Annotated in this window: 20 protein-coding genes; 12 read left to right on the top strand and 8 right to left on the bottom strand. The window is 64.8% G+C overall.

Features of this window, described 5'->3' with window-relative positions; genetic code table 11:
• Positions 1–6 precede the first annotated feature (6 nt).
• The 4 genes from ACZ9GA_RS06170 to ACZ9GA_RS06155 all read right to left on the bottom strand — a co-directional run bounded on the left by ACZ9GA_RS06170 (position 7) and on the right by ACZ9GA_RS06155 (position 4,404).
• Positions 7–2,292: a fimbria/pilus outer membrane usher protein gene (locus tag ACZ9GA_RS06170; protein ID WP_457363505.1), complete on the bottom strand. Its 2,286-nt coding sequence runs from the start codon at positions 2,290–2,292 to the stop codon at positions 7–9.
• Positions 2,289–3,014 (bottom strand): fimbrial biogenesis chaperone, encoded by a 726-nt coding sequence (locus ACZ9GA_RS06165; protein WP_457363506.1) that lies wholly within the window; start codon positions 3,012–3,014, stop codon positions 2,289–2,291. The genes ACZ9GA_RS06170 and ACZ9GA_RS06165 overlap by 4 nt, the downstream gene beginning before the upstream one ends.
• 22 nt (positions 3,015–3,036) lie before the next feature.
• Positions 3,037–3,543, bottom strand: coding sequence for a Csu type fimbrial protein (locus tag ACZ9GA_RS06160; RefSeq protein ID WP_457363507.1), 507 nt, complete (start codon positions 3,541–3,543; stop codon positions 3,037–3,039).
• 144 nt (positions 3,544–3,687) lie between these two features.
• The gene (locus tag ACZ9GA_RS06155) at positions 3,688–4,404 is read right to left on the bottom strand and encodes an XRE family transcriptional regulator (protein ID WP_457363508.1); all 717 of its coding nucleotides are present in this window, start codon (positions 4,402–4,404) and stop codon (positions 3,688–3,690) included.
• Positions 4,405–4,636: 232 nt separating this feature from the next.
• Between ACZ9GA_RS06155 and ACZ9GA_RS06150 the strand changes: the two genes are divergently transcribed.
• Positions 4,637–5,719, top strand: coding sequence for a GlxA family transcriptional regulator (locus ACZ9GA_RS06150; protein WP_457363509.1), 1,083 nt, complete (start codon positions 4,637–4,639; stop codon positions 5,717–5,719).
• 117 nt (positions 5,720–5,836) lie between these two features.
• Here ACZ9GA_RS06150 and ACZ9GA_RS06145 read toward each other — a convergent pair whose 3' ends face one another.
• Complete coding sequence (locus ACZ9GA_RS06145; RefSeq protein WP_457363510.1) at positions 5,837–7,108, bottom strand: serine/threonine transporter; 1,272 nt, start codon at positions 7,106–7,108, stop codon at positions 5,837–5,839.
• 308 nt (positions 7,109–7,416) lie between these two features.
• On the opposite strand from ACZ9GA_RS06145, the gene ACZ9GA_RS06140 reads away from it, so the two are divergent.
• The 8 genes from ACZ9GA_RS06140 (at position 7,417) to pseH (ending at position 13,950) form a co-directional block, all read left to right on the top strand.
• Complete coding sequence (locus ACZ9GA_RS06140) at positions 7,417–8,040, top strand: histidine kinase dimerization/phospho-acceptor domain-containing protein (protein ID WP_457363511.1); 624 nt, start codon at positions 7,417–7,419, stop codon at positions 8,038–8,040.
• Between the two features lie 249 nt (positions 8,041–8,289).
• Entirely contained in the window at positions 8,290–10,431 is a 2,142-nt protein-coding gene (egtB, locus tag ACZ9GA_RS06135) for an ergothioneine biosynthesis protein EgtB (protein ID WP_457363512.1), read from the top strand.
• A 177-nt stretch (positions 10,432–10,608) separates the two neighbouring features.
• Positions 10,609–10,800 (top strand): KGG domain-containing protein, encoded by a 192-nt coding sequence (locus ACZ9GA_RS06130; protein ID WP_081719186.1) that lies wholly within the window; start codon positions 10,609–10,611, stop codon positions 10,798–10,800.
• A gap of 55 nt (positions 10,801–10,855) precedes the next feature.
• A complete protein-coding gene (locus tag ACZ9GA_RS06125; RefSeq protein ID WP_455923475.1) occupies positions 10,856–11,422 on the top strand; it encodes an ATP-dependent Clp protease proteolytic subunit in 567 nt (188 codons plus the stop codon).
• Positions 11,423–11,499: 77 nt separating this feature from the next.
• Entirely contained in the window at positions 11,500–11,724 is a 225-nt protein-coding gene (locus ACZ9GA_RS06120) for a DUF6555 family protein (RefSeq protein WP_027979193.1), read from the top strand.
• A 126-nt stretch (positions 11,725–11,850) separates the two neighbouring features.
• Positions 11,851–12,789: a 2-dehydropantoate 2-reductase gene (panE, locus tag ACZ9GA_RS06115; protein WP_457363513.1), complete on the top strand. Its 939-nt coding sequence runs from the start codon at positions 11,851–11,853 to the stop codon at positions 12,787–12,789.
• A 37-nt stretch (positions 12,790–12,826) separates the two neighbouring features.
• A complete protein-coding gene (locus ACZ9GA_RS06110; protein WP_457363514.1) occupies positions 12,827–13,405 on the top strand; it encodes a TetR/AcrR family transcriptional regulator in 579 nt (192 codons plus the stop codon).
• The gene (pseH, locus tag ACZ9GA_RS06105; protein ID WP_457363784.1) at positions 13,405–13,950 is read left to right on the top strand and encodes a UDP-4-amino-4,6-dideoxy-N-acetyl-beta-L-altrosamine N-acetyltransferase; all 546 of its coding nucleotides are present in this window, start codon (positions 13,405–13,407) and stop codon (positions 13,948–13,950) included. Before ACZ9GA_RS06110 ends, pseH begins: the two co-directional genes overlap by 1 nt.
• Before the next feature lie 182 nt (positions 13,951–14,132).
• Here pseH and ACZ9GA_RS06100 read toward each other — a convergent pair whose 3' ends face one another.
• Positions 14,133–14,903 carry an AraC family transcriptional regulator gene (locus ACZ9GA_RS06100; protein WP_457363515.1) on the bottom strand — a complete coding sequence of 257 codons (771 nt, stop codon included), beginning with the start codon at positions 14,901–14,903 and terminating at the stop codon, positions 14,133–14,135.
• Between the two features lie 82 nt (positions 14,904–14,985).
• On the opposite strand from ACZ9GA_RS06100, the gene ACZ9GA_RS06095 reads away from it, so the two are divergent.
• On the top strand, positions 14,986–15,879 hold the full coding sequence (locus ACZ9GA_RS06095; RefSeq protein WP_457363516.1) for an ATP-binding protein: 894 nt from the start codon (positions 14,986–14,988) through the stop codon (positions 15,877–15,879).
• Here ACZ9GA_RS06095 and ptrR read toward each other — a convergent pair.
• Entirely contained in the window at positions 15,849–16,727 is an 879-nt protein-coding gene (ptrR, locus tag ACZ9GA_RS06090) for a putrescine utilization regulator PtrR (RefSeq protein WP_457363517.1), read from the bottom strand. The genes ACZ9GA_RS06095 and ptrR overlap by 31 nt on opposite strands.
• A gap of 100 nt (positions 16,728–16,827) precedes the next feature.
• On the opposite strand from ptrR, the gene ACZ9GA_RS06085 reads away from it, so the two are divergent.
• Together ACZ9GA_RS06085 and ACZ9GA_RS06080 are read left to right on the top strand one after the other, a co-directional pair.
• Positions 16,828–18,219, top strand: a complete 1,392-nt coding sequence (locus ACZ9GA_RS06085) for an aldehyde dehydrogenase family protein (RefSeq protein WP_457363518.1) — start codon at positions 16,828–16,830, stop codon at positions 18,217–18,219.
• Positions 18,220–18,310: 91 nt separating this feature from the next.
• On the top strand, positions 18,311–18,625 hold the full coding sequence (locus tag ACZ9GA_RS06080; protein ID WP_457363519.1) for a hypothetical protein: 315 nt from the start codon (positions 18,311–18,313) through the stop codon (positions 18,623–18,625).
• A 1,029-nt stretch (positions 18,626–19,654) separates the two neighbouring features.
• On the opposite strand, the gene ACZ9GA_RS06075 is transcribed toward ACZ9GA_RS06080, so the two are convergent.
• Complete coding sequence (locus ACZ9GA_RS06075; RefSeq protein WP_457363520.1) at positions 19,655–20,185, bottom strand: diguanylate cyclase domain-containing protein; 531 nt, start codon at positions 20,183–20,185, stop codon at positions 19,655–19,657.
• Between the last annotated feature and the right edge of the window lie 16 nt (positions 20,186–20,201).

Raw genomic sequence — 20,201 nt, 5'->3', positions numbered from 1 at the left:
AATTCCTCATTGGCAGATCAAGGGGCCGATGTCGGGAATCTGTCCCGGTTCGGCGTGGTAGTCGAAAGTGACGCTGCAGTCCGGGTGCCCGGGCGTGTGCACGCGCACGTGGTTGTGATCGGCCAGTTGCTGGAAGAAGGCTTCGCCGTCGTAACCCAGCGGTGTCTGTTCGCCGCTGCCCGCCAGGGTGGCGATGGCCCCCACCGGCAAAACGTGGTGAGTGCTATCGAGCAAGTGCAGCGTGGCGCTGTGGGCCCGGTGCACGGCGAAGTGTGCGCGCACGGCGCTGCGATCGCCTGGCGTCACATGCAGTTGATCGGTGTCCAGGTCGACGTCCATCGGCACATCGCCGGGGTCGATGGACAGGTGATTGTCTTCGAAGGCGCGCAGTTGCTCGACGAACAGCAGACCGTGACTGTCGGTGCGCCCCAGGTCGCGGTTTTCCTGGCGCACGGTGACATCGGCCAGGCCGTCGGTGTCCACCAGGGCGAAGGCGTCGTCGATGGTGTTGGAAGCGAACAGATGGCCGCCCAGCAGGGTCACGGCGCCTTGGGCGCTGGCACGCCAGTCGGTTCCCGTGCTGCTGCGCTCGGCTTCGCCGCTGACCAGGCCATAAGGCGATTTGTAACTTGTGGCGAAGTCGTCGCGTTCGATGTCGCCGGTTTCACGCGCCACTCGCCAGCCCAGGTCGCCGCGCTCCACGGCCGGCCGTTCGGCCTGCACGGTCTGGTAGGCGCTGCCGCCACTATGGCTGCTGCTGGCGCTGAGGCTGGCACCGTCGCCGAAAGGTACCGAAAGGCCGATGAACAAGCCGTTGCCGGTGGTGCCGGTGTAGTCATGCACCGCGCTGATGGAGCCGTAGGCGCCCCAGGGCAAGGGCCTCGAATAGGTCAGCGCCAGGGCCGTGGTCAGCACGCTATTGGAGGTGTCTGCGTATTCGTCATAGATGTTCACGCGCTTTTTGGTGAACACCATGCCCAGCGAGCCCAGCCCCGGCAGCGACCAGCCCAGGTTGGCGCTCAGGCTGGTGCCGGGGCGGTCGTCACCGTTGGCGGAGGCCAGGTCGTTGAAGGCATGGTCGGCACGCAGCACGCTGAAACCGGCATTGAACAGATGGCTGGCATGGCTGAAGCCCAGGCCGAACTGCTTGCCGGTCTGCCCCTGGTATTGGCTGGCGGCCAACGAAAGGTTGAACACCCCCACCTGGCCCAGCAGCCAATCGCCCCCCGCCCCGCCCATGGCCAGGGTGTCGCTGCCTTCCAGGTGCGACTCCCAAGTGAAGCGGTCGCTGGCGCCGTGGCGCCAGGTAACGGACGCTGCGCCCTGGGCGTAATCGGCCGACTGGCTGGCGTAGTGTTGACGCACGCTGCCGGCTTCCAGCGACAGCGAATCCAGCCCCGGGCTCAATAAGAGACTGCTGGTGTAGAACGGCAGCATCTGGGTGGTCTGCCGGCCGCTGGCATCCTTGACCACCACGGCAATGTCGCCGCTGCCGGTGGCCACCGGCAATTGGCTGGCCTCGAAAGGACCAGGCTCGACCTGGCCAGACAATTGGTGCAGGCCGTTGACGTAGATATCCACCGACGACGGCACCGCCACGCTGGAGCTGATGCCGGGCCGCGGGTAGGTGACCAGGTCCGGGCGCAGGCCGAAGTTGGTCGCCATCTGCACACCCGCCAGGCGTACGGGGCGGGTCCAGCCGAGGCCACCGTTGACGAAATCACCCACCTTCCACGAACGCAGATGGTCCAGGTCCGACTGGGTCCAGGTGGTGTCCAGGCGCACCGTGTTGTCCACCGTGGTGCTGCGGGTCTGCAGGCTGCTGGTTTCCAGGATGCCGGGGCCGCCCAGCAGGCGCAGCCTGGCCAGGGTGCTGGAGGTATCCTGGCCATTGGCGCGGGTGTACTGGGTGTCGTAATTGAGCACGGCGGCGCGGTCGCTGGGCAGGTTTGCGGTCGTGCTGCCCCGGGGGTCGTGGCGCAATTGCTGGGCAATCAGGTCCCGATCGGGCAAGTCCAGGTACAGGCGCGCAGCGGCTTGATCCAGGCGGTAATGGCCGCCCGGCAGGCTGGCCAGGTCCACGGGATCGCTGCGCCCCTGGGCGCGGATGCCCAGGTCGGCCAGTTGATCGGCGGCCACCATCAGCCGGCCCTGTTGCTCATCCACCTCCTGGGCGGCCACGCGGCTGCGGCCATTGACCAGCACTTCCAGCAACAGCGTGTCGGCACGGGCGCCTGCGGGAATAGCCAGGGCTGCCAGCAACAGCAGGCCCTGGTAGAGCCGGGTGTTCAACGCGGCTGATCGAGGGTCAGCCAGCGGTCCATGGCGTTGCCACGGCCAGCGGTGGTCAGGTGCAAACGGTCACCGGCGTGCAAGGCGGTTGACGAGGGCGCGATCAGCCAGCGGCCGTCCTGGCCAGCCAGCAGGTAAGGCAAGGCCGGACGGGTGAGCTTGAGGGCATGGCCATCGGCGGTGGTGAGTGTCAGGCTGGCCAGTTGCGCGTGGGCCTGCCCGGCGTTGTGGGCCACCAGGCTCCACTGGCCGTGGTCCTGCACCACCGTCCAGCTGACATCGGCCTTGGCGCGGGCAGCCGCATCGGCAAACACCGGCACGGTCAGGCGAAAGGCCAAGGCCACCTTGCTGGCGTCGGCTTCAGGCAATTGGTCGAAGAACACACGGTATGCTTGCTCATTGCCGGCGGCGGCCTGGCGCAGCAAGATACGCACGGTCTGCGACTGGCCGGGGGCAATCTGGGCGAAGGGCGGGCTGACCAGCAAGGCCTGGGTCGGCGCGAAGGTATCGGTGTTGTTGGCCTGGGTCCACTGAAAGCTGCGTACCTGCACGCGGGTGGGTTGGCTGCCGCGGTTGACGAGGGTAAAGCTGGCCGTGCGCTGGCCGGCGTCCAGGACCTGGGCAATGGGCACGATGTCCAGTGCCTGGGCGCGGGCCTGTGGCGCAAGCGCGCACAGGCCGGCCAGTGCACAGACCCCGTAAAGGCGTGTGGCGAAGTTCATGACGGGGACTCTGCGGGGCGGATCAGTAGTTGACGGTGACAACCACGGTGTCGGCGTAGCTGCCGGTGCTGGCGCTCAGTTGGCTGGCGGCGATCTTGCCGTAGACGCTGATGGTCTGCGCATCACCCGTGCCGGTGCCGGCCAGGGTGTCGGTGCCGGTGGTGTTGCCCCAGCTGGTGGCGTAGCTGCTGTCCTGGTACAGGCCGTAGCTGAGGGTGGAGGTGCTGTCGGATGAACTGGTCATCAGCCGCGCCGAGGTGGTGGCATCGGTGCCGGTGCCCGCGTCCATGGCGATGGTGTACGGGGCGTCGTTGGTGCACGTTACCGACAGGTCGGCCGAAGCCGTCACGGCGCTGCCCGAGTAGGAGCCGAAGGCCAGCGAGCCGGCCGAGACCGAGCAGGTGGCAACGACGGTGGCGCTGACGCTCATGTTGGCGGTGGCGGTGGAAGCATTGGCGCTGCCGGACAAGGCGACGCCCAGGCCGATCAGGGCAACGGCCCCGGCCTTGAACAAAGTACGAGTGGACATGTGATTTCCTGCAAACGCTGGTCAGTGTAGGTCCCGAGGGTCTGAGTGCCGCCCGGTGACCTTTTAAAGCTTACGTTGCAGGAAAAACCCAAGTGCGGCGAAACCGTGGCATTTGCGGCCATCAGTGCTGCAAATCCGGCCGGATCAGCCTTGCCAGCTGCAGATCCACAGCACGCGGCCGATCACGTTCAGTTCGGCCAGGCGATCGTGGGGCAGGTGCAGGTCACGAAACTGCTCGTTGATGGCCAGCAGGCTCAGGGAGCCATCGCATTGAAATTGCACGCGCTGCACCCGCAGCGTGCCGCCCAGTTCCAGCAGGTAGAGACCATCACCCGCCAGCCCGGATGCAGCGCGATCAATCAGCACTGTGCCGCCGTCAAACAGGGGCGCACAGGCCTGTCCGCTGTGCAGTTGCACCGCCAGCAGGGTGTGCGCAGCCAGGCCGCGCTGCCGCAGTTCGACCGGGCTGACAAGCAAAGGTTCGATGGCTGCGACGCTGCCTGGCCAGGGCAACCGCGCAACACAGGCCCGGGCCGGGTAGCGCTGAATACGCACAGTGACTTGATCCGTGATGGCCGGGGCGTCGCCGCCACGGATCAGCCAATCCAGGCTCACGCCTGCCGACTGCGCCATGGCCACGCACACCGCCAGGCTGGGCGCACTGCCACCGCGGATGTATTTGTACAGTTGGGTTTCGTGCACACCGGACTGGCGCGCCAGGTTGCGCTTGCCGCCTAGCGATTCAGCTATATCGGCGATGCGCTGCCCCAGGCCCGCCAGGGAAGCTTCGCTGGGCCCCGGTACTGTCAATCCTTTGGCATCCACGGCAGATGCGGCGCAGGCCGACTGTTCCATCTTCATGCTGTTGAACTCTCGAAGTGCATAGCTTTAAGGCTTGACCCTCTATAGCTAACTGACTATATTTTGACGTCCATCTTTTGACGGTCCGTCAATATCCCGTGTCGCAGGCAAAAGCGCGACCCGTAGATGACAGCAAATGGCCACTTTATGTCGCCGCGCGCGAAAATATTTTTCGCAGGCGGCCATGGGTCCTGAAGGTATTAACGGCACATTCGGCCGGGGCTTTATTTTTTTGCACACCGCGACGCACATTTCCCCCACCACAACCGCCGCGCCGTTGCACAAGGCGCCGGCGCTGGTGCGTGAGATCGCCATCCTGAGTTACCCCGGGTGCTACGTGGGCGACGTGATCAAGCTGCTGGAAACCCTGCACGCCCTGGATCTGCGCCCTTGCTGCAGCCTGCGGCGCGGGGCAAGTCTGCGCGCGCGGGTGTATTCGCTGGACGGCCAGCCGCTGCGTTCACCGGGCATGCCCTGGGTCAGCCTGCAGACCCAGCCATTGAGCGAGAGCGTGCCCCAGGCACCCGACACGCTGATCATTGCCCACGGCCCGGCCCAGGCGCTGGACACGGCTGCCGCGCCGCTGCTGCACTGGTTGCGCCAGGTACAGCCGCTGGCCCGGCGGGTGGTGGCCCTGGGGGCCGGGGTGTTCTGGCTGGCGGCGGCGCGGCTGCTGGAGGGCCGCCAGGTCACCACCCACAGCGGCTTGAGCGCACTGCTGGCCCAGCGCTTTCCCGGCCTGGTTGTGCAAAGCCGCGGCAGCGTGCAGATCGACGGCCCTTTCTACACCACCAACGAACGCATGAGCGCCAGCGACATGGCCCTGCTGCTGTTGCGCGACCACTGCGCCGCCGTGCGTGGCCTGCCCTGCCCGCCCGTGGGCAAACCACCGCGGGCGCCCAGCCGCGAAGGCCCGGCCTGGCGCCTGTGCCGCTGGTGGCTGCAGCGCCTGGACCAACCCCTGAATGCCGCCCAGGCGGCCGCACACCTGTACACCAGTGAACGCAACCTGCGCAGGCTGCTGCGACAGGATTGCGATTGCTCGCCCCATGGGTTGCTGTCGTTGCTGCGGGTGGACATGGCGCGCCAGGCGCTGCTGGACAGCGACCTGCCGGTGGACAAGATTGCCCGGCGTGGAGGGTTCAGTGACGGCCAGCAGTTGGCACGTTCGTTTCGCAAGTATTTGGGCATGGCGCCCGGGGAGTACCGACGCCTGCGGGCGCCGGCGCGGTTGCAGCGCGATTACGCGCAGCTGTTCGATGGGCTGCAGCGGCCGGGGTGGCTGGTGCAGCTGTGTAACACCACAACGCCTTAGCGGCAGTTGGCCATGTGGGAGCGGGTTCTACCCGCGAATGGCACGCCGCGGTGCGTCAGAAAGCACGCGGCGTCCCATTCGCGGGCAGAGCCCGCTCCCACATGGGGTATTGCGAGCTTACAGGGTGTAAACCAGCGCCGAAATCGCCACCAAACCTACCACCACCACAAACACGTTCGACAGCTTGCCGGCATACACACGCATGGCCGGCACGCGGCGGATGGCATACATCGGCATCAGGAACAGGATGGCCGCGATCACCGGGCCGCCCAGGGTTTCGATCATGCCCAGGATGCTCGGGTTCAGGGTTGCCACCAACCAGCACACCACCAGCATGAAGGCCGCCACCAGGCGGTCCATGGTCTTGGCCGCCGGGCGCTTGCCGCTCTTCACGATCAGGCCCTTGAGGCCTTCGCTGGCACCGATGTAGTGGCCCAGGAACGACTTGGCAATGGCCACGAAGGCAATCAGCGGCGCGGCGAAGGCGATGGTCGGGTTGCTGAAGTGGTTGGCCAGGTACGACAGGATCGACAGGTTCTGCGCCTTGGCTTCAGCCAGTTGTTCCGGCGACAGGGTCAGCACGCAGCTGAACACGAAGAACAGCACCATCACCACCATCAGGCCATGGGCACGCGCCAGGATCTGCGAGCTGCGCTGTTCGGCATTGGCGCCATAGCGACGCTTCTGGTCAACCGCAAAGGCCGAGATGATCGGCGAGTGGTTGAACGAGAACACCATCACCGGGATCGCCAGCCACAGCGTGTGCAGGAACGCCGACGGCTCAGGCACGTTGCTGGCCGTGGTCAGGATGCCACCGGTCCAGTGCGGCACCAGGAACAGCGCCAGCAGCAACAGCGCGACGATGAACGGGTACACCATCAGGCTCATGGCCTTGACGATCACCCGCTCACCGCACCGCACAACGCCCAGCAGGCCGACGATCAGCACCAGGGCCAGCAGCGCGCGCGGTGGCGGTTGCAGGTGCAGTTGGTGCTCGATGAAGCTGCCCACGGTGTTGGTCAGCGCGACGCTGTAGATCAGCAGGATGGGGAAGATGGCGAAGAAATACAGCAGGGTGATCAGGGCGCCGGCACGGGCGCCGAAATGCTGTTCCACCACCTCGGTGATGTCCGCGCCTTCACGCCCCGACAGCACGAAACGGGTCAAGCCGCGGTGTGCGTAATAGGTCATCGGGAAGGCCAGCAAGGCCAGGATCAGCAGGGGCCAGAAACCGCCAAGGCCCGCATTGATCGGCAGGAACAGGGTCCCCGCGCCGATGGCTGTGCCGAACAGGCCCAGCATCCAGGTGGTGTCGTGACGGTTCCAACCGCTCAGCGTCGCTTGTGGCGCCGCGTAGTGTTGGTCGAGGCTGTTGGCCTGTTCATTCATCCGGTCGAATCTCCGCTTGCCGGTTATTCATACGTGGCCGAGACGGGATGAAACATGAAGCAGGCAGCGCCCCGGCCATAAAAGGGGGGGCGATTGTCCGGGATTGTGCTTGAGAAGCAAAGACTTAGCTGAGCAACGGTCGAAAATGGGAAGGGTTTTTGGTGTGGTGGGTTGTCGCAGGGCGACCCACGGTATCTTTTAGGCTTCAACACAACAGCGACATGCTCCCCGATACATTCGTGAAATCAACGCGACACAACCCGGCGCGATGCTGCCTCATCAGAACGTTCCGGCCCAAGAGCCCTCGCATGTCCAGCCTTCGCCTGCCGCGCTTCGCCAATTCGCTGTTCGCCCGCCTGTTCGGTATTTCCGTGTTCGCCATCGTCCTGGCCCATTGCCTGGCGTTCGTGTGGTTCCAGGAGTACGGCAAGGCGCAGGAAGAAGCACGTTTCCACGCCGAGCACCTGCATGAACTGCAGACGGGCGAGCTCATCGAGCCGCCGCCGCCCAACCCGTTCAGTGGACCGATCGTGCCGTTGATTATCCAGATTGCCAGCCTGGTGGCGGGCGCCTGGTATTGCTCCAAGCTGCTGTCACGGCCCATCCAGCGCTTCAGCGCCGCCGCTGAACGGCTGAGTGAAGACCTGGACAGCCCGCCCCTGCCGGAACTGGACCATGGGTTGCTGGAGGCGCAACAGGCGACCCTGACCTTCAACCGCATGCAGTGGCGCATCCGCGAACAGCTGCGCCAGCGCGGCTACCTGCTGGGCGCGGTGTCCCATGACCTGCGCACGCCGCTGTCGCGCCTCAAGTTGCGGCTGGAGCTGTATGACGAGGCGCGCGAGCACCTGGAAATGCGCCAGGATATCGATGATATGGTCAGGTTGCTGGATGCGACGTTGGCCCTGGTGCACGAACGCCCCACGTCCTGACTGGCAACATCCGTAGCCGCTGCCGCCAGGCTGCGCTGGCCCCCGTGTGCGCTGAAGATGTTCAGCGAGGCTCTGGGCCAGTGCAGCCTGGCAGCAGCGGCTACGGCGTATTCACGCCGATCGAACTCACCGCCCCCACCACGGTCATCATAAAACCAGCCCAAGCTACACTCTTGCCTGCACCAACGTTGCCCAAGACCCAGGTCGCCCACTCACGTCGCCAACGACGAAGCCGCGGAGCCATGACTGATGAATCTTATGCCACGCCATGCCCTGGAAACCCTTCCCACCCTGGCCGATGAACGCCTGCAACGCTACCGCCAGGTGCGCCGCCATAGCGAACGCCTGGCCAGCCCCCTGAGCCCCGAGGACATGGTGGCGCAGTCGATGCCCGACGCCAGCCCCACCAAATGGCACCTGGCACACATCACCTGGTTCTTCGAAACCTTCCTGCTGGCGCCCAACCTGCCTGAATACCGGCCCTTCGATGCCGACTTTGCCTACCTGTTCAACTCCTATTACGAAGCCGTCGGGCCACGCCAGCCGCGCCCCCAGCGCGGGCTGATGACGCGCCCGGCGCTGGACCAGGTGATGGCCTACCGGCAATACGTGGACCTGCACATGGGCAGCCTGCTGGCCATGGACCTGGACGCCGCCACCCTGGCACTCGTGGACCTGGGCCTGGCCCACGAGCAGCAGCATCAGGAATTGCTGCTGATGGACATCCTGCACCTGTTCAGCCTGTCGGCGCTCAAGCCGGCCTACGACCCCACCTGGCCGGCCGACGCGCCGGGCCGCGAGGGCCAGTTCAAGACACTGGACGGCGGCCTGGTGGACATCGGCCACGACGGTGACGGCTTCGCTTTCGACAACGAGGGCCCACGACACAAGGTGTACCTGGCGCCTTTCGAGATCAGTGACCGGCTGGTGACGAACGGCCAGTGGCTGCGCTTTATGGCTGCTGGCGGCTACTCGACAGTTGGGCTGTGGCTGTCCGACGGCTGGGCCATGGCGCGCGAACAGGACTGGCAGGCCCCGCTGTACTGGCAGCAGCATGGCGAGCAATGGCAGGTCATGACCCTGGCCGGGCTGGTGCCCGTTGACCCGGACGCCCCCGTCACGCACATCAGCTATTACGAAGCCTGCGCCTTCGCCACCTGGGCCGAAGCGCGCCTGCCCACCGAGGCGGAGTGGGAGCTGGCGGCCACCACCGGCCTGCTCGAACAGGTAGACGACGTGGCCTGGCAATGGACCCAGACGGCCTACTGCGCCTACCCAGGCTTCCACCCCGCGCCCTCGGCGGTGGGCGAGTACAACGGCAAGTTCATGGTCAACCAGATGGTGCTGCGCGGCGGCGCCAGCATCAGCAGCCCGGACCACTGCCGGCCCAGCTACCGCAATTTCTTCACCCCCGGCCTGCGCTGGATGTTCGGCGGCCTGCGCCTGGCCCGCGATGCCTGCCAGCAAGGCGGGCACAACAGCGAGTTCGCCCGTGACGTGATTGCCGGCCTGTCGGCCCCGCACAAAAGCCTGTCGCCCAAGTACTTCTACGACGCCGCCGGCTCGCAGTTGTTCGAGGCCATCTGCACCGTCCCCGAGTACTACCCTACCCGCGCGGAAACCACCCTGCTGACCGATGTGGCCGCGCAGATCGGCGCGATCATCCCCGACGGTGCGGCACTGGTGGAGTTCGGCAGCGGCGCCAGTGACAAGATCGCCATGTTGCTGGATGCCGCACCGCAGATCGGCGTGTACGTGCCCATCGACATCTGCCAGGACGCCCTGGACAACGCCGCCAGCAACCTGCGTGGCCGCTACCCGCACCTTGAGATCGCGCCCCAGGTGGACGACTTCACCCGTGCCCTGCACTTGCCGGACGCTGTAAAAGGCAGGCCACGGGTCGGCTTCTTCCCAGGCTCGACCATCGGCAACTTCACCCGTCCGCAAGCCGTGCAGTTCCTGCGCTCGGCCCACACGCTGCTGGGGCGCAACGCCTGGTTCATCGTGGGCGTCGACATGGTCAAGGAGCCCGCCCTGCTGGAAGCGGCCTACGACGACGCCCAGGGCGTGACCGCCGCTTTCAATCTCAACCTGCTCAAGCGCATGAACCGAGAACTGGACGGCAACTTCGTACTCGATGACTTCCGCCACCTGGCGCTGTGGAACGCCGAACTGCAACGCATGGAGATGCACCTGGTGAGCCAGCGCGAACAGGTGGTGCAAGTGGCCGGCCAGGCTTTCCACTTTGCCGAGGGCGAACGCCTGCACACCGAGAACTCGCACAAGTTCACCGTGGAGTCATTCACTGAAATGGCCGGGCTGGGTGGCTGGCGGGTATGCCATCAGTGGATCAGCGAAGCGCCGCAGGTGGCGTTGTTCTGTCTGTGTTGAACGGATGATTTCGGGAGGCCGGGGCGACAGTCATTTTGGCACTAAATATTCAAGCCAAAAACACTAAGACCGCCCGTCTCGGCTTCCTATAATCAATAAACTTTTGGCGGCTTTGCCTTTCACAGTTAATGCACGGTCAACGGCTGTGCGAATCCGATAAAACTGAGGAAGAGAATCATGGCTAACACAGGCAAGTCGAACCCAGGAAACTTCTCCAACGATCGTGAAAAAGCATCTGACGCCGGGAAAAAAGGCGGTCAGGCATCTTCCGGCTCGACTGCAGGCAAAATGCCAAACGACCGGAGCAAAGCAACCCCCGACAGCAGTAAAAAAGGCGGTCAAGGCAGCCACGGTGGCGGCCGCAGCTAACCGCTGAGGCAGGGCCGGGGCAATGTCCCCGGCCTGCATACCCGAATACAAGGACATGACGGTGAGCCAACAACACATTGTTCATTTCCATTGCCAGATCGACCAAAGTACTCACGAACGCCTGCGTGACCGTTGCCTTGAAGCCGTGAAGGCTGGCGCCGAATCGCTGTGGCTGAACATGTCGTCCTCGGGCGGCAGCACCAACTTCGGCTTTACCATCTACACCTTCATCAAATCCCTGGGCATACCGGTGCGCACCATCAACTCCGGCAACATCGAGTCCATGGGCATCATCGTCTACCTGGCCGGCACCGAACGCATTGCCGCGCCGCAATCGCGGTTTTTGATTCATCCCATGAACTGGTACTTCAGCCAGAACTCGGTCGACCATTCGCGCCTGCGTGAGTACCTCTCCAGCCTCAACAACGATCTGGAGCGCTACGTCACCATCTTCAAGAACGAAACCGCCGACGCTGAGCAGAAGCTGGACATCTTCAAATGCCTGTCCGCCGAGGAAAAGGTGATCGCCGCCGACGACTCGCTGACCTGTGGCATCGCCCACCGCCTTGAACAGGTGGTATTCCCCAAGGATGCCGTGCACTGGACCGTCAGCGGCGAGTAACGGCTGTCCGACAATCCGACTGAATTTTTTCCCCCCGGCATGATCTGTAGCAGGTCACAGGGAGGAATTTCGGTTTTATGAACAGTGCAAAACTCTACGTCATTGATTACACCCTCAATGGCGAAGCGAAGTCGTTCATTATCCGCGCGCAAACCATGGACAACGGTGAGGCGTGGCATTGGGCAAGTTGTGATGCAGGCGTGGGCCGCATCGGCCGGTTCGGACGTGAACGGGTCAAGAAAACCAGCCGGCCCATGGCGGAAAAATTCGGCATAGAGGGGGTCAGTTGGCGACTCGCGTGAACGCCAGACCTTAAAGAAAGTCAAAATAAAGGTCGATCACACTCTATTCTTGCGAGCGTGATCGGCCTATATTTTATGGGGTTATACCCAAGCGTTGGCCTTCGATATTCAGGGAGTGTTGAGATCATGCGGATTTTGATCGTGGGGGCCGGGGCGGTGGGCGGCTATTTTGGCGGGCGACTGTTGGCGGCCGGGCGCGACGTGACCTTCCTGGTGCGCGCTGCACGCGGCCAGCAGTTGGATGAGCAGGGTTTGCAGGTGCGCAGCCCGCTGGGCGACATCAGCCTGGCCAGGGTGCCGTGGGTGCAGGCAAGCGACATCGACCGCCCATTCGACGTGATCATTCTAAGTTGCAAGGCCGGGCAACTGCAGGCGGCCATGGATGACGTGGCGGCAGCGGTAGGGCCTGAGACCCTGATCCTGCCGTTGCTCAACGGCATGCGCCACCTGGACGTGCTGGACGAGCGCTTTGGCGCCCGCCACGTGCTGGGCGGCAAGTGTTTCGTGTCGCTGGACAAGCACGCCGACGGCACCATCGTGCATTTCAACGAACGCGATGACCTCAGTTTTGGTGCCCGCATCGGCCAGGACAGCGAGCGCGTACAGGCCGTGGCGCAGGCGCTGGGCAATGCCGGTTTCGCCGCCCAGCTGAGCCCCGACATCACCCAGGAAATGTGGGAAAAATGGACCTTCATCGCCACCGGCGCCGGCATTACCTGCCTGATGCGCGCCAGCGTCGGTGACATCGTGGCGGCGGGCGGCGAAGACTTGATCTGCGACCTGTTCGAAGAGTGCTCGGCCATTGCCCGGCAGGCCGGCTACCCACCGCGCGAACCGGTGCGCGACGCGTTTGTGCAGGTGCTGACACAACCGGGCTCGGCGCTGACGGCCTCGATGTTGCGTGACGTGGAGCGCGGCGACGCCACCGAAGCCGAGCACGTGCTGGGCGACCTGCTGCGTCGACGCCTGCCTGAAGAGGTGGAAACCCCGGACCGTTCCGTGCTGCGCCTGGCCTATACGCACTTGCGTGCCTATGCCGCCCGCCGCGACCGCGAACAGCAATGACCCCCTTACCTTTTGCGCCTGTCACACCGAGACCATCATGCCCCGCGTATCCCGCCAGCAAACCGAACGCAACCGTGAAATCATTCTGCAAGTGGCCACGCGCCTGTTCCGCGAGCGTGGCCTCAAGGGCCTCAGCGTCGCCGAGGTGATGAGCGCTGCCGGGCTGACCCATGGCGGCTTCTATGGCCACTTCGAGTCCAAGGAAGCCCTCGCCGCCCAGGCCTGCCGACAGGCATTCGCGCAATCCGTGCAGCGCTGGGCCGAACGCATCGCCCCTACCCGCGACCGCAAGGGCGCACGCCGGGCGCTGGTGGACAACTACCTGGCCGACAGCAACCGTGACCTGCCGGGCGAAGGCTGCCCCACCGTGGGATTCTCCGGCGACGTATGCCGCGAGCCTGCGGACAGCCCGCTGCGCAACGCCTACCGCGAAGGCGTGGGCGCGCTGCTGGATGATTACGAAGCCGTGATGGAACAACCCCAGGCGGACGAGCGCCGCAAAGCTGCGCTGATCGAATTTACCCTGATGGTGGGCGCCATTACCCTGGCCCGCGCCACCGAGGGCGACCCGCTGTCGGATGAAATCCTGCAGGCCACCCGGGACTACCTGGCATGATCAGTTTCGTACCCATCCTGGCCACTGACGCCCTCGTTCGCGAACGCGTGCGCCAATTGCGCAACCAGCCCCAGGTACGTCGGTTCATGTACACCGATCACGAAATCAGCCCCCAGGAGCATCAGGCCTGGCTGACCAGCCTTGAAGGCAACGGGCGCCAGGCGGTGTACGTGGTGATGGTCGATGAGGTGCCCCGTGGCGTGGTGTCGCTCAACGCCATCAACAGACTGCACCAATGCGCCGATTGGGCGTTTTACCTGGACAGCGAACTGCAGGGCAAGGGGTTGGGCAGCCAGGTGGAATGCTGGTTGCTGGACCATGCCTTTGATGATGTCGGGTTGGCCAAGCTCAACTGCGAAGTGCTGGCCAGCAACCCGGCGGTGGTGCGCTTGCATCAAAAGTTCGGCTTTACCCTGGAGGGCGTGCGGCGGCAGAACGTGTGCAAGGAGGGTGAGCGGCTGGATGTGATGTTGCTGGGGATTACGGCGGATGAGTGGCGGGCGCAGCGGCCGCAGATTGTCAAGCGCTTGGCGCGGTTGGGCTGAGCGGAACCACCTGCCGGGAACGTCTTTCGTTTTTGACAACCTGCACTGGCCTCATCGCGAGCAAGCTTTGCTCCCACCAGTGAAACGCCTCACATAAGTGTTTGACTCACCACTGTGGGAGCAAAGCTTGCTCGCGAGAGGCCCTCATAAGCACCATCAATCGTGCCTGAGTGTGCAAAGCCTCACCACTCGCTGGGCGACACGCCGAACTGGCGGCGGAACATGGCGCTGAAGGCACTGGGGGTGTTGTAGCCCACCTCCAGCGCCACTTCCAGCACGCTGCGGCCCAGGGCCAGGTGCTGCAAGGCAGTCAGCAGGCGCGCTTGCTGGCGCCATTTGCCGAAGGTCATGCCGGTGTCGCGCACGAACCAGCGTTGCAGGGTCTTGGGGTTGACGGCCAATTGCGCGGCCCAGTCGTTGAGTTCCAGTTCCAGGCCCTGCCCCATCAGGATCTGCTGGCTCAAGGGCTGCAAGGCGGCATGATGCAACTGCGGCAAATGCAGCGGCAGCTCCTGCTGCCGCGCCAACTCATCCAGCATCAGCGCCACCACCCGCCCATCGCGGCTGTCCGGCAACCATGGCTGGCGGATGTCCACCGCGGCCAGTATCAGCTCACGCAGCAAGGCAGAAACGCCCAGCACTGAACAGGTATCAGGCAACTGCACCGGCACCTGCGCCGGGTCGATGTACAGGGTTCGAATGCGCACCGCACCGACCATGCGCGTCCAATGCTCCACCCCCGGCGGAATCCATAACCCGCGATTGCCCGGCACCAGCCAATGCCCCTCGGCGGTACCTACCACCAACACGCCTTGGGTTGCATAAAGCAGCTGCGCCTTGTGGTGCCGGTGATTGGCCACCCAGTGGCCGTCATCGAAATCCAGCGCCACCGCCGCCACGCTGCGGGCATCACGGGGTTCACCATGATCCACCTCGATGTCCATTTTACGCATGCCAGCGCCCTTTTATCGTTAGACGCACACTCTGCCCTATCCCTAAGCTTGTGCCCAGCCATCCCTGCACTGTGATATCACCATGTCCACGACGATTGACAGCTCTGCCCTGCTCGCCCAGCTCGAACGCATCGCCAACAGCCTGGAGCGCGCTTTCCCGCCCGAGCAGGCGCAGGTGTTCGACACTCAGGCCATCGCCTACCAATGGCACTACCGGCGCGTGCGCGGGGTGGAGCAGGCGGTGCTGCACGCGGTGAAAAACCCCAGCCTGATCAGCTTCGAGGCCTTGCAGAACATCGACCGGCAGAAACGCCTGATCGAGCAGAATACCCGCCAGTTCGTCGAAGGCCGCCCGGCCAACAACGTGCTGCTGACCGGCGCCCGTGGCACCGGCAAATCCTCGCTGGTCAAGGCGTGCCTTGAGCGTTTCCACGGCCAGGGCCTGCGCCTGATCGAGGTGGACAAGGCGCACATCGGCGACCTGCCACAGATCCTCGACTTCACCACCGGCCGTCCCGAGCGGTTCATCCTGTTCTGCGATGACCTGTCGTTTGAAGAAGGCGATATCGGCTACAAGAGCCTGAAGACCGTGCTCGACGGCTCGGTGGCCGGCCAGGCCGCCAACACGCTGATCTACGCCACCTCCAACCGCCGCCACCTGATGGCCGAGCGCGCCAGTGACAACCTCAACTGGAAGCGCGGCGAGAACGGCGACCTGCACCCGGGTGAAGAGTCGGAAGAGAAGATCTCGCTGTCGGAACGCTTCGGCCTGTGGATCTCGTTCTACCCCTTCTCCCAGGACGAATTCCTCGGCGCGGTCAACGAATGGCTAGCGGCGTGCGGGGTGCCTGAAGAAGCCTTCCCACAGGCCCATGTCGAAGCCCTGCGCTGGGCCACCCAACGCGGCTCGCGCTCAGGGCGCATTGCCGCGCAGTTCGCCCGCGACTATGCCGGGCGCTTGGCCGCCGAGGGCTGACTTTCGAGCATCTCCTGCATGCCCAGCAGGTTCGGCGATCGCGTGCCGCGGCGCCAGGTCAGCCAGGTCTGGCGCCAGCTGTATTCGCCGCCCAGCGGCCAGGCGCTGACGTTGCTGCTGCCCGGCATGCTCTCCAGCATGCTGCGCGGCACCATCGCCAGGCCCGCGCCAGCGCTGACGCAGGCGAGCATGCCGTGGTACGACTCCATCTCGAAAATGCGCCCCGGCGTGGCGCCGTCGGCGATGAACCAGCTTTCCAGGTGCCGCCGGTAGGAGCAGTTGGCGCGGAAGGCGTAGACCGTCTCGCCGCTCACGTCCAACGCGCGGGTGACCGGTGCGTGGCCCTTGGCGGTCACCAGCAGCATTTCTTCTTCAAATACCGGGATGCCGTCCAGCAACGGGTGCAGCGGGCCATCGACGAAGGCCGCGGCGAAGCGCCCGGCCAGCACGCCGTCGATCATGTCACCGGACGGCCCGGTGGACAGGTCCAGCTCCACCTTGGGATAGCGCTGGTGATAGGCGGCCAGCAACGGCGGGATGCGCACCGCCGCCGTGCTTTCCAACGAGCCCAGGGTGAACACGCCCTGAGGCTCGCCGCTGGACACCGCCAGGCGCGCCTCTTCCACCAGGTCGAGGATGCGCCGGGTGTAATCCAGAAAGCTGTGGCCGTTGGCCGACAAGCGCAATCGCAGTTTCTCGCGAATGAACAGGTCCACACCCAACTCGCTTTCCAGTTGCTTGATGCGCGTGGTCAGGTTCGACGGTACGCGGTGCACCTTGGCGGCGGCGGCAGTGATGCTGCCTTCCTCGGCCACGGCCTTGAACAGTTCAAGTTGGGTGAGATCCATAACTTTCTCGATTCGTGAGTGTTTCGCTGATTATTATTCATTATCCATGAACCAGGCAACGGCTTAAGGTATGTCCATCTACTGCCTTTGGAGGTTTGCGATGAACGCCCCTGCCGCTATCGACTACGCGATTTCCCTGAACCCGGCCACCGGTGAAGAACTGGCGCGCTACCCGTTCCAGACCGCCACCGAGCTGGACCAGGCCCTGACCCGCAGCGCTGACGCCTACCGTCAATGGCGGCGGGTATCGGTGGCCGAGCGCGCCGCCGTGCTGGTCAACGTCGCCGCTGCCCTGCGCAACAACAGCGAAGCCCTGGCCCGCAGCATGACCCTGGAAATGGGCAAGCCGATCGTGCAAGCCCGCGCCGAAGTGGAAAAGTGCGCCGGCCTGTGCGAGTGGTACGCCGCCCAGGGCCCTGAGCTGCTGGCCCCCGAGCCGACCCAGGTGCCGGGCGACAAGGCCTTCATCGAATACCGCCCGATCGGCCCGATCCTGGCCGTGATGCCGTGGAATTTCCCGGTGTGGCAAGTGCTGCGCGGCGCCGTGCCGATCCTGCTGGCCGGCAACACCTACGTGCTCAAGCACGCGCCGAACGTGATGGGCAGTGCCTTGCTGATGGCTGCCGTGCTGCGTGAAGGCGGCGTGCCGGAAGGCGCGTTCGAAGTACTGAACGTGAGCAACGACGGCGTCTCCAGCGCCATCAACGACCCGCGCATTGCCGCCGTGACCGTCACCGGCAGCGTGCGCGCCGGCGCCGCCATCGCCTCCCAGGCCGGTGCCGCGCTGAAGAAATGCGTGCTGGAACTGGGCGGTTCCGACCCGTTCATCGTGCTGGCCGACGCCGACCTGGACGAGGCGGTAAAAGCCGCCGCCATCGGCCGTTTCCAGAACGTGGGCCAGGTGTGCATCGCCGCCAAGCGCTTCATCATCGAGGACAGCGTCCTGCCGGCCTTCACCGAGAAACTGGTGGCAGCGGTCAAGGCCATGAACGTCGGCGATCCGCTGGTGGACGGCAACTACATCGGCCCGATGGCGCGCTACGACCTGCGCGACGAACTGGACGGACAGGTGCAACAGACCCTCGCCGAAGGTGCGACCCTGCTGCTGGGCGGCCACAAGGTGGAAGGCGTGGGCAACTACTACGCACCGACCATTTTGGGTGACGTGACGCCGGACATGACTTCGTTCAAGCAGGAGCTGTTCGGGCCGGTGGCCTCGATCATCGCCTGCCGCGATGCCGACCATGCCGTGCAGTTGGCCAACGACAGCGAATTCGGCCTGGCCGGCAGCGTCTGGACCGCCGACGTGGCCCTGGCCCGCCGCCTGGCCGCCGAGCTGGACACCGGTGGCGTGTTCATCAACGGCTACTGTGCCTCCGACCCCCGCGTGGCCATTGGCGGGGTGAAGAAAAGCGGCTTCGGTCGCGAACTGTCGCACTTCGGCCTGCGCGAGTTCTGCAACGCCCAGACCGTATGGGTAGATCGTCGCTAAATGAAACATGGCCGTCGGTCGCCCCGCGGGATCGACGGCCCCCACCCCGCAGCCTAAGCTGGTGAAACGACCTTATCGAGGGAACGTCACCATGTTCAGGAAAACCCTGCTTGCCTTGTCCACCGCCGGTTTATTGTGTGCCGTCTCGGCCGTTGCCGTGGCGGCGTCCGACAGCCCCATCTCGATCAACCCCGGTACTGACTCCTCCTCCCCCTCAAGCCCCGGCGCAGACCCACGGACCCAAGGCGCCGACCCAGGTCGCAATGGCGGCACCGACAACAACGGTGGCGGCTATGACGGTAAGAGTGGCATGAGCAGTGGCGGCGGTGGCGGTGGCGGGGATGACGATGATGATGACGATGGCGACGATAGCGGTGCAGCCGACAGCGCCGCGCCGCCTAACTGACCAACTGTCTTGATACCGCGTCGTCTGCATCGCGACCAAGGTCGGCTCCTACGCCGTCCGTGGTAGGAGCCGGCCTTGGCCGCGATACAGCCGACACCGTCCCGTAGTAGCAACTTCCTTTGTGGGAGCGGGTTCTAACCGCGAAGAGGACGCCACGTGCCGCCAGGTATTACGCGGCGTTCTTTTCGCGGGTAGAACCCGCTCCCACAGGGGGGTAGCAGCAACTGTCTTGGAACCGCATCGTCTGCATCGCGACTAAAGTCGGCTCCTACGCCGTCCGTGGTAGGAGCCGGCCTTGGCCGCGATGCAGGCGACACCGTCCCGTAGCAGCAACTTCCTTTGTGCGAGCGGGTTCTACCCGCGAAGAGGACGCCACGTGCCGCCAGGTATTATGCGGCGTTCTTTTCGCGGAGAACCCGCTCCCACAGGGGGGTAGCAGCAACTGTCTTGATACCGCGTCGTCTGCATCGCGACCAAGGTCGGCTCCTACGCCGTCCGTGGTAGGAGCCGGCCTTGGCCGCGATGCAGTCGACACCGTCCCGTAGCAGCAACTTCCTTTGTGCGAGCGGGTTCTACCCGCGAAAAGGACGCCACGTGCCGCCAGGTATTATGCGGCGTTCTTTTCGCGGAGAACCCGCTCCCACAGGGGGGTAGCAGCAACTGTCTTGATACCGCGTCGTCTGCATCGCGACCAAGGTCGGCTCCTACGCCGTCCGTGGTAGGAGCCGGCCTTGGCCGCGATGCAGGCGACACCGTCCCGTAGTAGCAACATCCTTTGTGGGAGCGGGTTCTACCCGCGAAGAGGACGCCACGTGCCGCCAGGTATTACGCGGCGTTCTTTTCGCGGGTAGAACCCGCTCCCACAGGGGGGTAGCAGCAACTGTCTTGATACCGCGTCGCCTGCATCGCGACTAAAGTCGGCTCCTACGCCGTCCGTGGTAGGAGCCGGCCTTGGCCGCGATGCAGCCGACGCCGTCCGTAGCTGCCGAAGGCCGCTACAGGTTCCAGCACCATAGGCTTGTACAGGGTTCAGGCGCGCATGGCGCCGGTGCGCGACTGGCCGAAGTGGCGGCAGACGATGCGGTCACCGCCCGCGCGCGTGGCTTCATCACACAGTTGCGCCACGGCATTGAAGAACGCCGAATGACCGGCTTCACTGCGGGGGATCAAAGTGCCTGCGCCGAAACTGACGGTCGCCCCGCCAATCGCCCGCACGCCTCGCTGGCAACGCTCGGCCACCGCACGCGCGCCATCGGCCGGGGTATCGGGCAACAAAATCATGAAGGCATCGGCCGAGCACCGCCCCGCCGCATCGCGGGCACGTCCCGCCGTGGTGATCAGGACCGTACCGATGCGCTGCAACTGCGCATTGACCTGCTCACGGCCATAGTGCGTGGCCAGGCTACGCCCGTGATCCACCGTCACCACCAGCAACGACAAGGGCTGCTGCAACCGCACGGCCTGGGCCCACTCCGACACCAGCAGCAATGCCACCGCACCGGAGGGCGCCAGGGGGTCATTGCAGGCAGGTTCGCGGGCAACTTCTGGGGGCAGGATCACGACCGACTCCTTGGGT

The organism is Pseudomonas sp. TE3644 (genome assembly GCF_056278815.1).
This window is presented reverse-complemented; position numbering and strand designations above follow the sequence as displayed.

Coding starts and splice junctions, on each gene's coding strand:
- ACZ9GA_RS06130 (WP_081719186.1), top strand. CDS start 10,609: ATGGCTAACACAGGCAAGTCGAACCCAGGAAACTTCTCCAACGATCGT.
- ACZ9GA_RS06095 (WP_457363516.1), top strand. CDS start 14,986: ATGTCCACGACGATTGACAGCTCTGCCCTGCTCGCCCAGCTCGAACGC.
- ACZ9GA_RS06125 (WP_455923475.1), top strand. CDS start 10,856: ATGACGGTGAGCCAACAACACATTGTTCATTTCCATTGCCAGATCGAC.
- ACZ9GA_RS06155 (WP_457363508.1), bottom strand. CDS start 4,404: ATGAAGATGGAACAGTCGGCCTGCGCCGCATCTGCCGTGGATGCCAAA.
- ACZ9GA_RS06120 (WP_027979193.1), top strand. CDS start 11,500: ATGAACAGTGCAAAACTCTACGTCATTGATTACACCCTCAATGGCGAA.
- ACZ9GA_RS06140 (WP_457363511.1), top strand. CDS start 7,417: ATGTCCAGCCTTCGCCTGCCGCGCTTCGCCAATTCGCTGTTCGCCCGC.
- ACZ9GA_RS06100 (WP_457363515.1), bottom strand. CDS start 14,903: ATGCGTAAAATGGACATCGAGGTGGATCATGGTGAACCCCGTGATGCC.
- ptrR (WP_457363517.1), bottom strand. CDS start 16,727: ATGGATCTCACCCAACTTGAACTGTTCAAGGCCGTGGCCGAGGAAGGC.
- ACZ9GA_RS06080 (WP_457363519.1), top strand. CDS start 18,311: ATGTTCAGGAAAACCCTGCTTGCCTTGTCCACCGCCGGTTTATTGTGT.
- ACZ9GA_RS06145 (WP_457363510.1), bottom strand. CDS start 7,108: ATGAATGAACAGGCCAACAGCCTCGACCAACACTACGCGGCGCCACAA.
- panE (WP_457363513.1), top strand. CDS start 11,851: ATGCGGATTTTGATCGTGGGGGCCGGGGCGGTGGGCGGCTATTTTGGC.
- ACZ9GA_RS06110 (WP_457363514.1), top strand. CDS start 12,827: ATGCCCCGCGTATCCCGCCAGCAAACCGAACGCAACCGTGAAATCATT.
- egtB (WP_457363512.1), top strand. CDS start 8,290: ATGAATCTTATGCCACGCCATGCCCTGGAAACCCTTCCCACCCTGGCC.
- ACZ9GA_RS06160 (WP_457363507.1), bottom strand. CDS start 3,543: ATGTCCACTCGTACTTTGTTCAAGGCCGGGGCCGTTGCCCTGATCGGC.
- ACZ9GA_RS06085 (WP_457363518.1), top strand. CDS start 16,828: ATGAACGCCCCTGCCGCTATCGACTACGCGATTTCCCTGAACCCGGCC.
- ACZ9GA_RS06165 (WP_457363506.1), bottom strand. CDS start 3,014: ATGAACTTCGCCACACGCCTTTACGGGGTCTGTGCACTGGCCGGCCTG.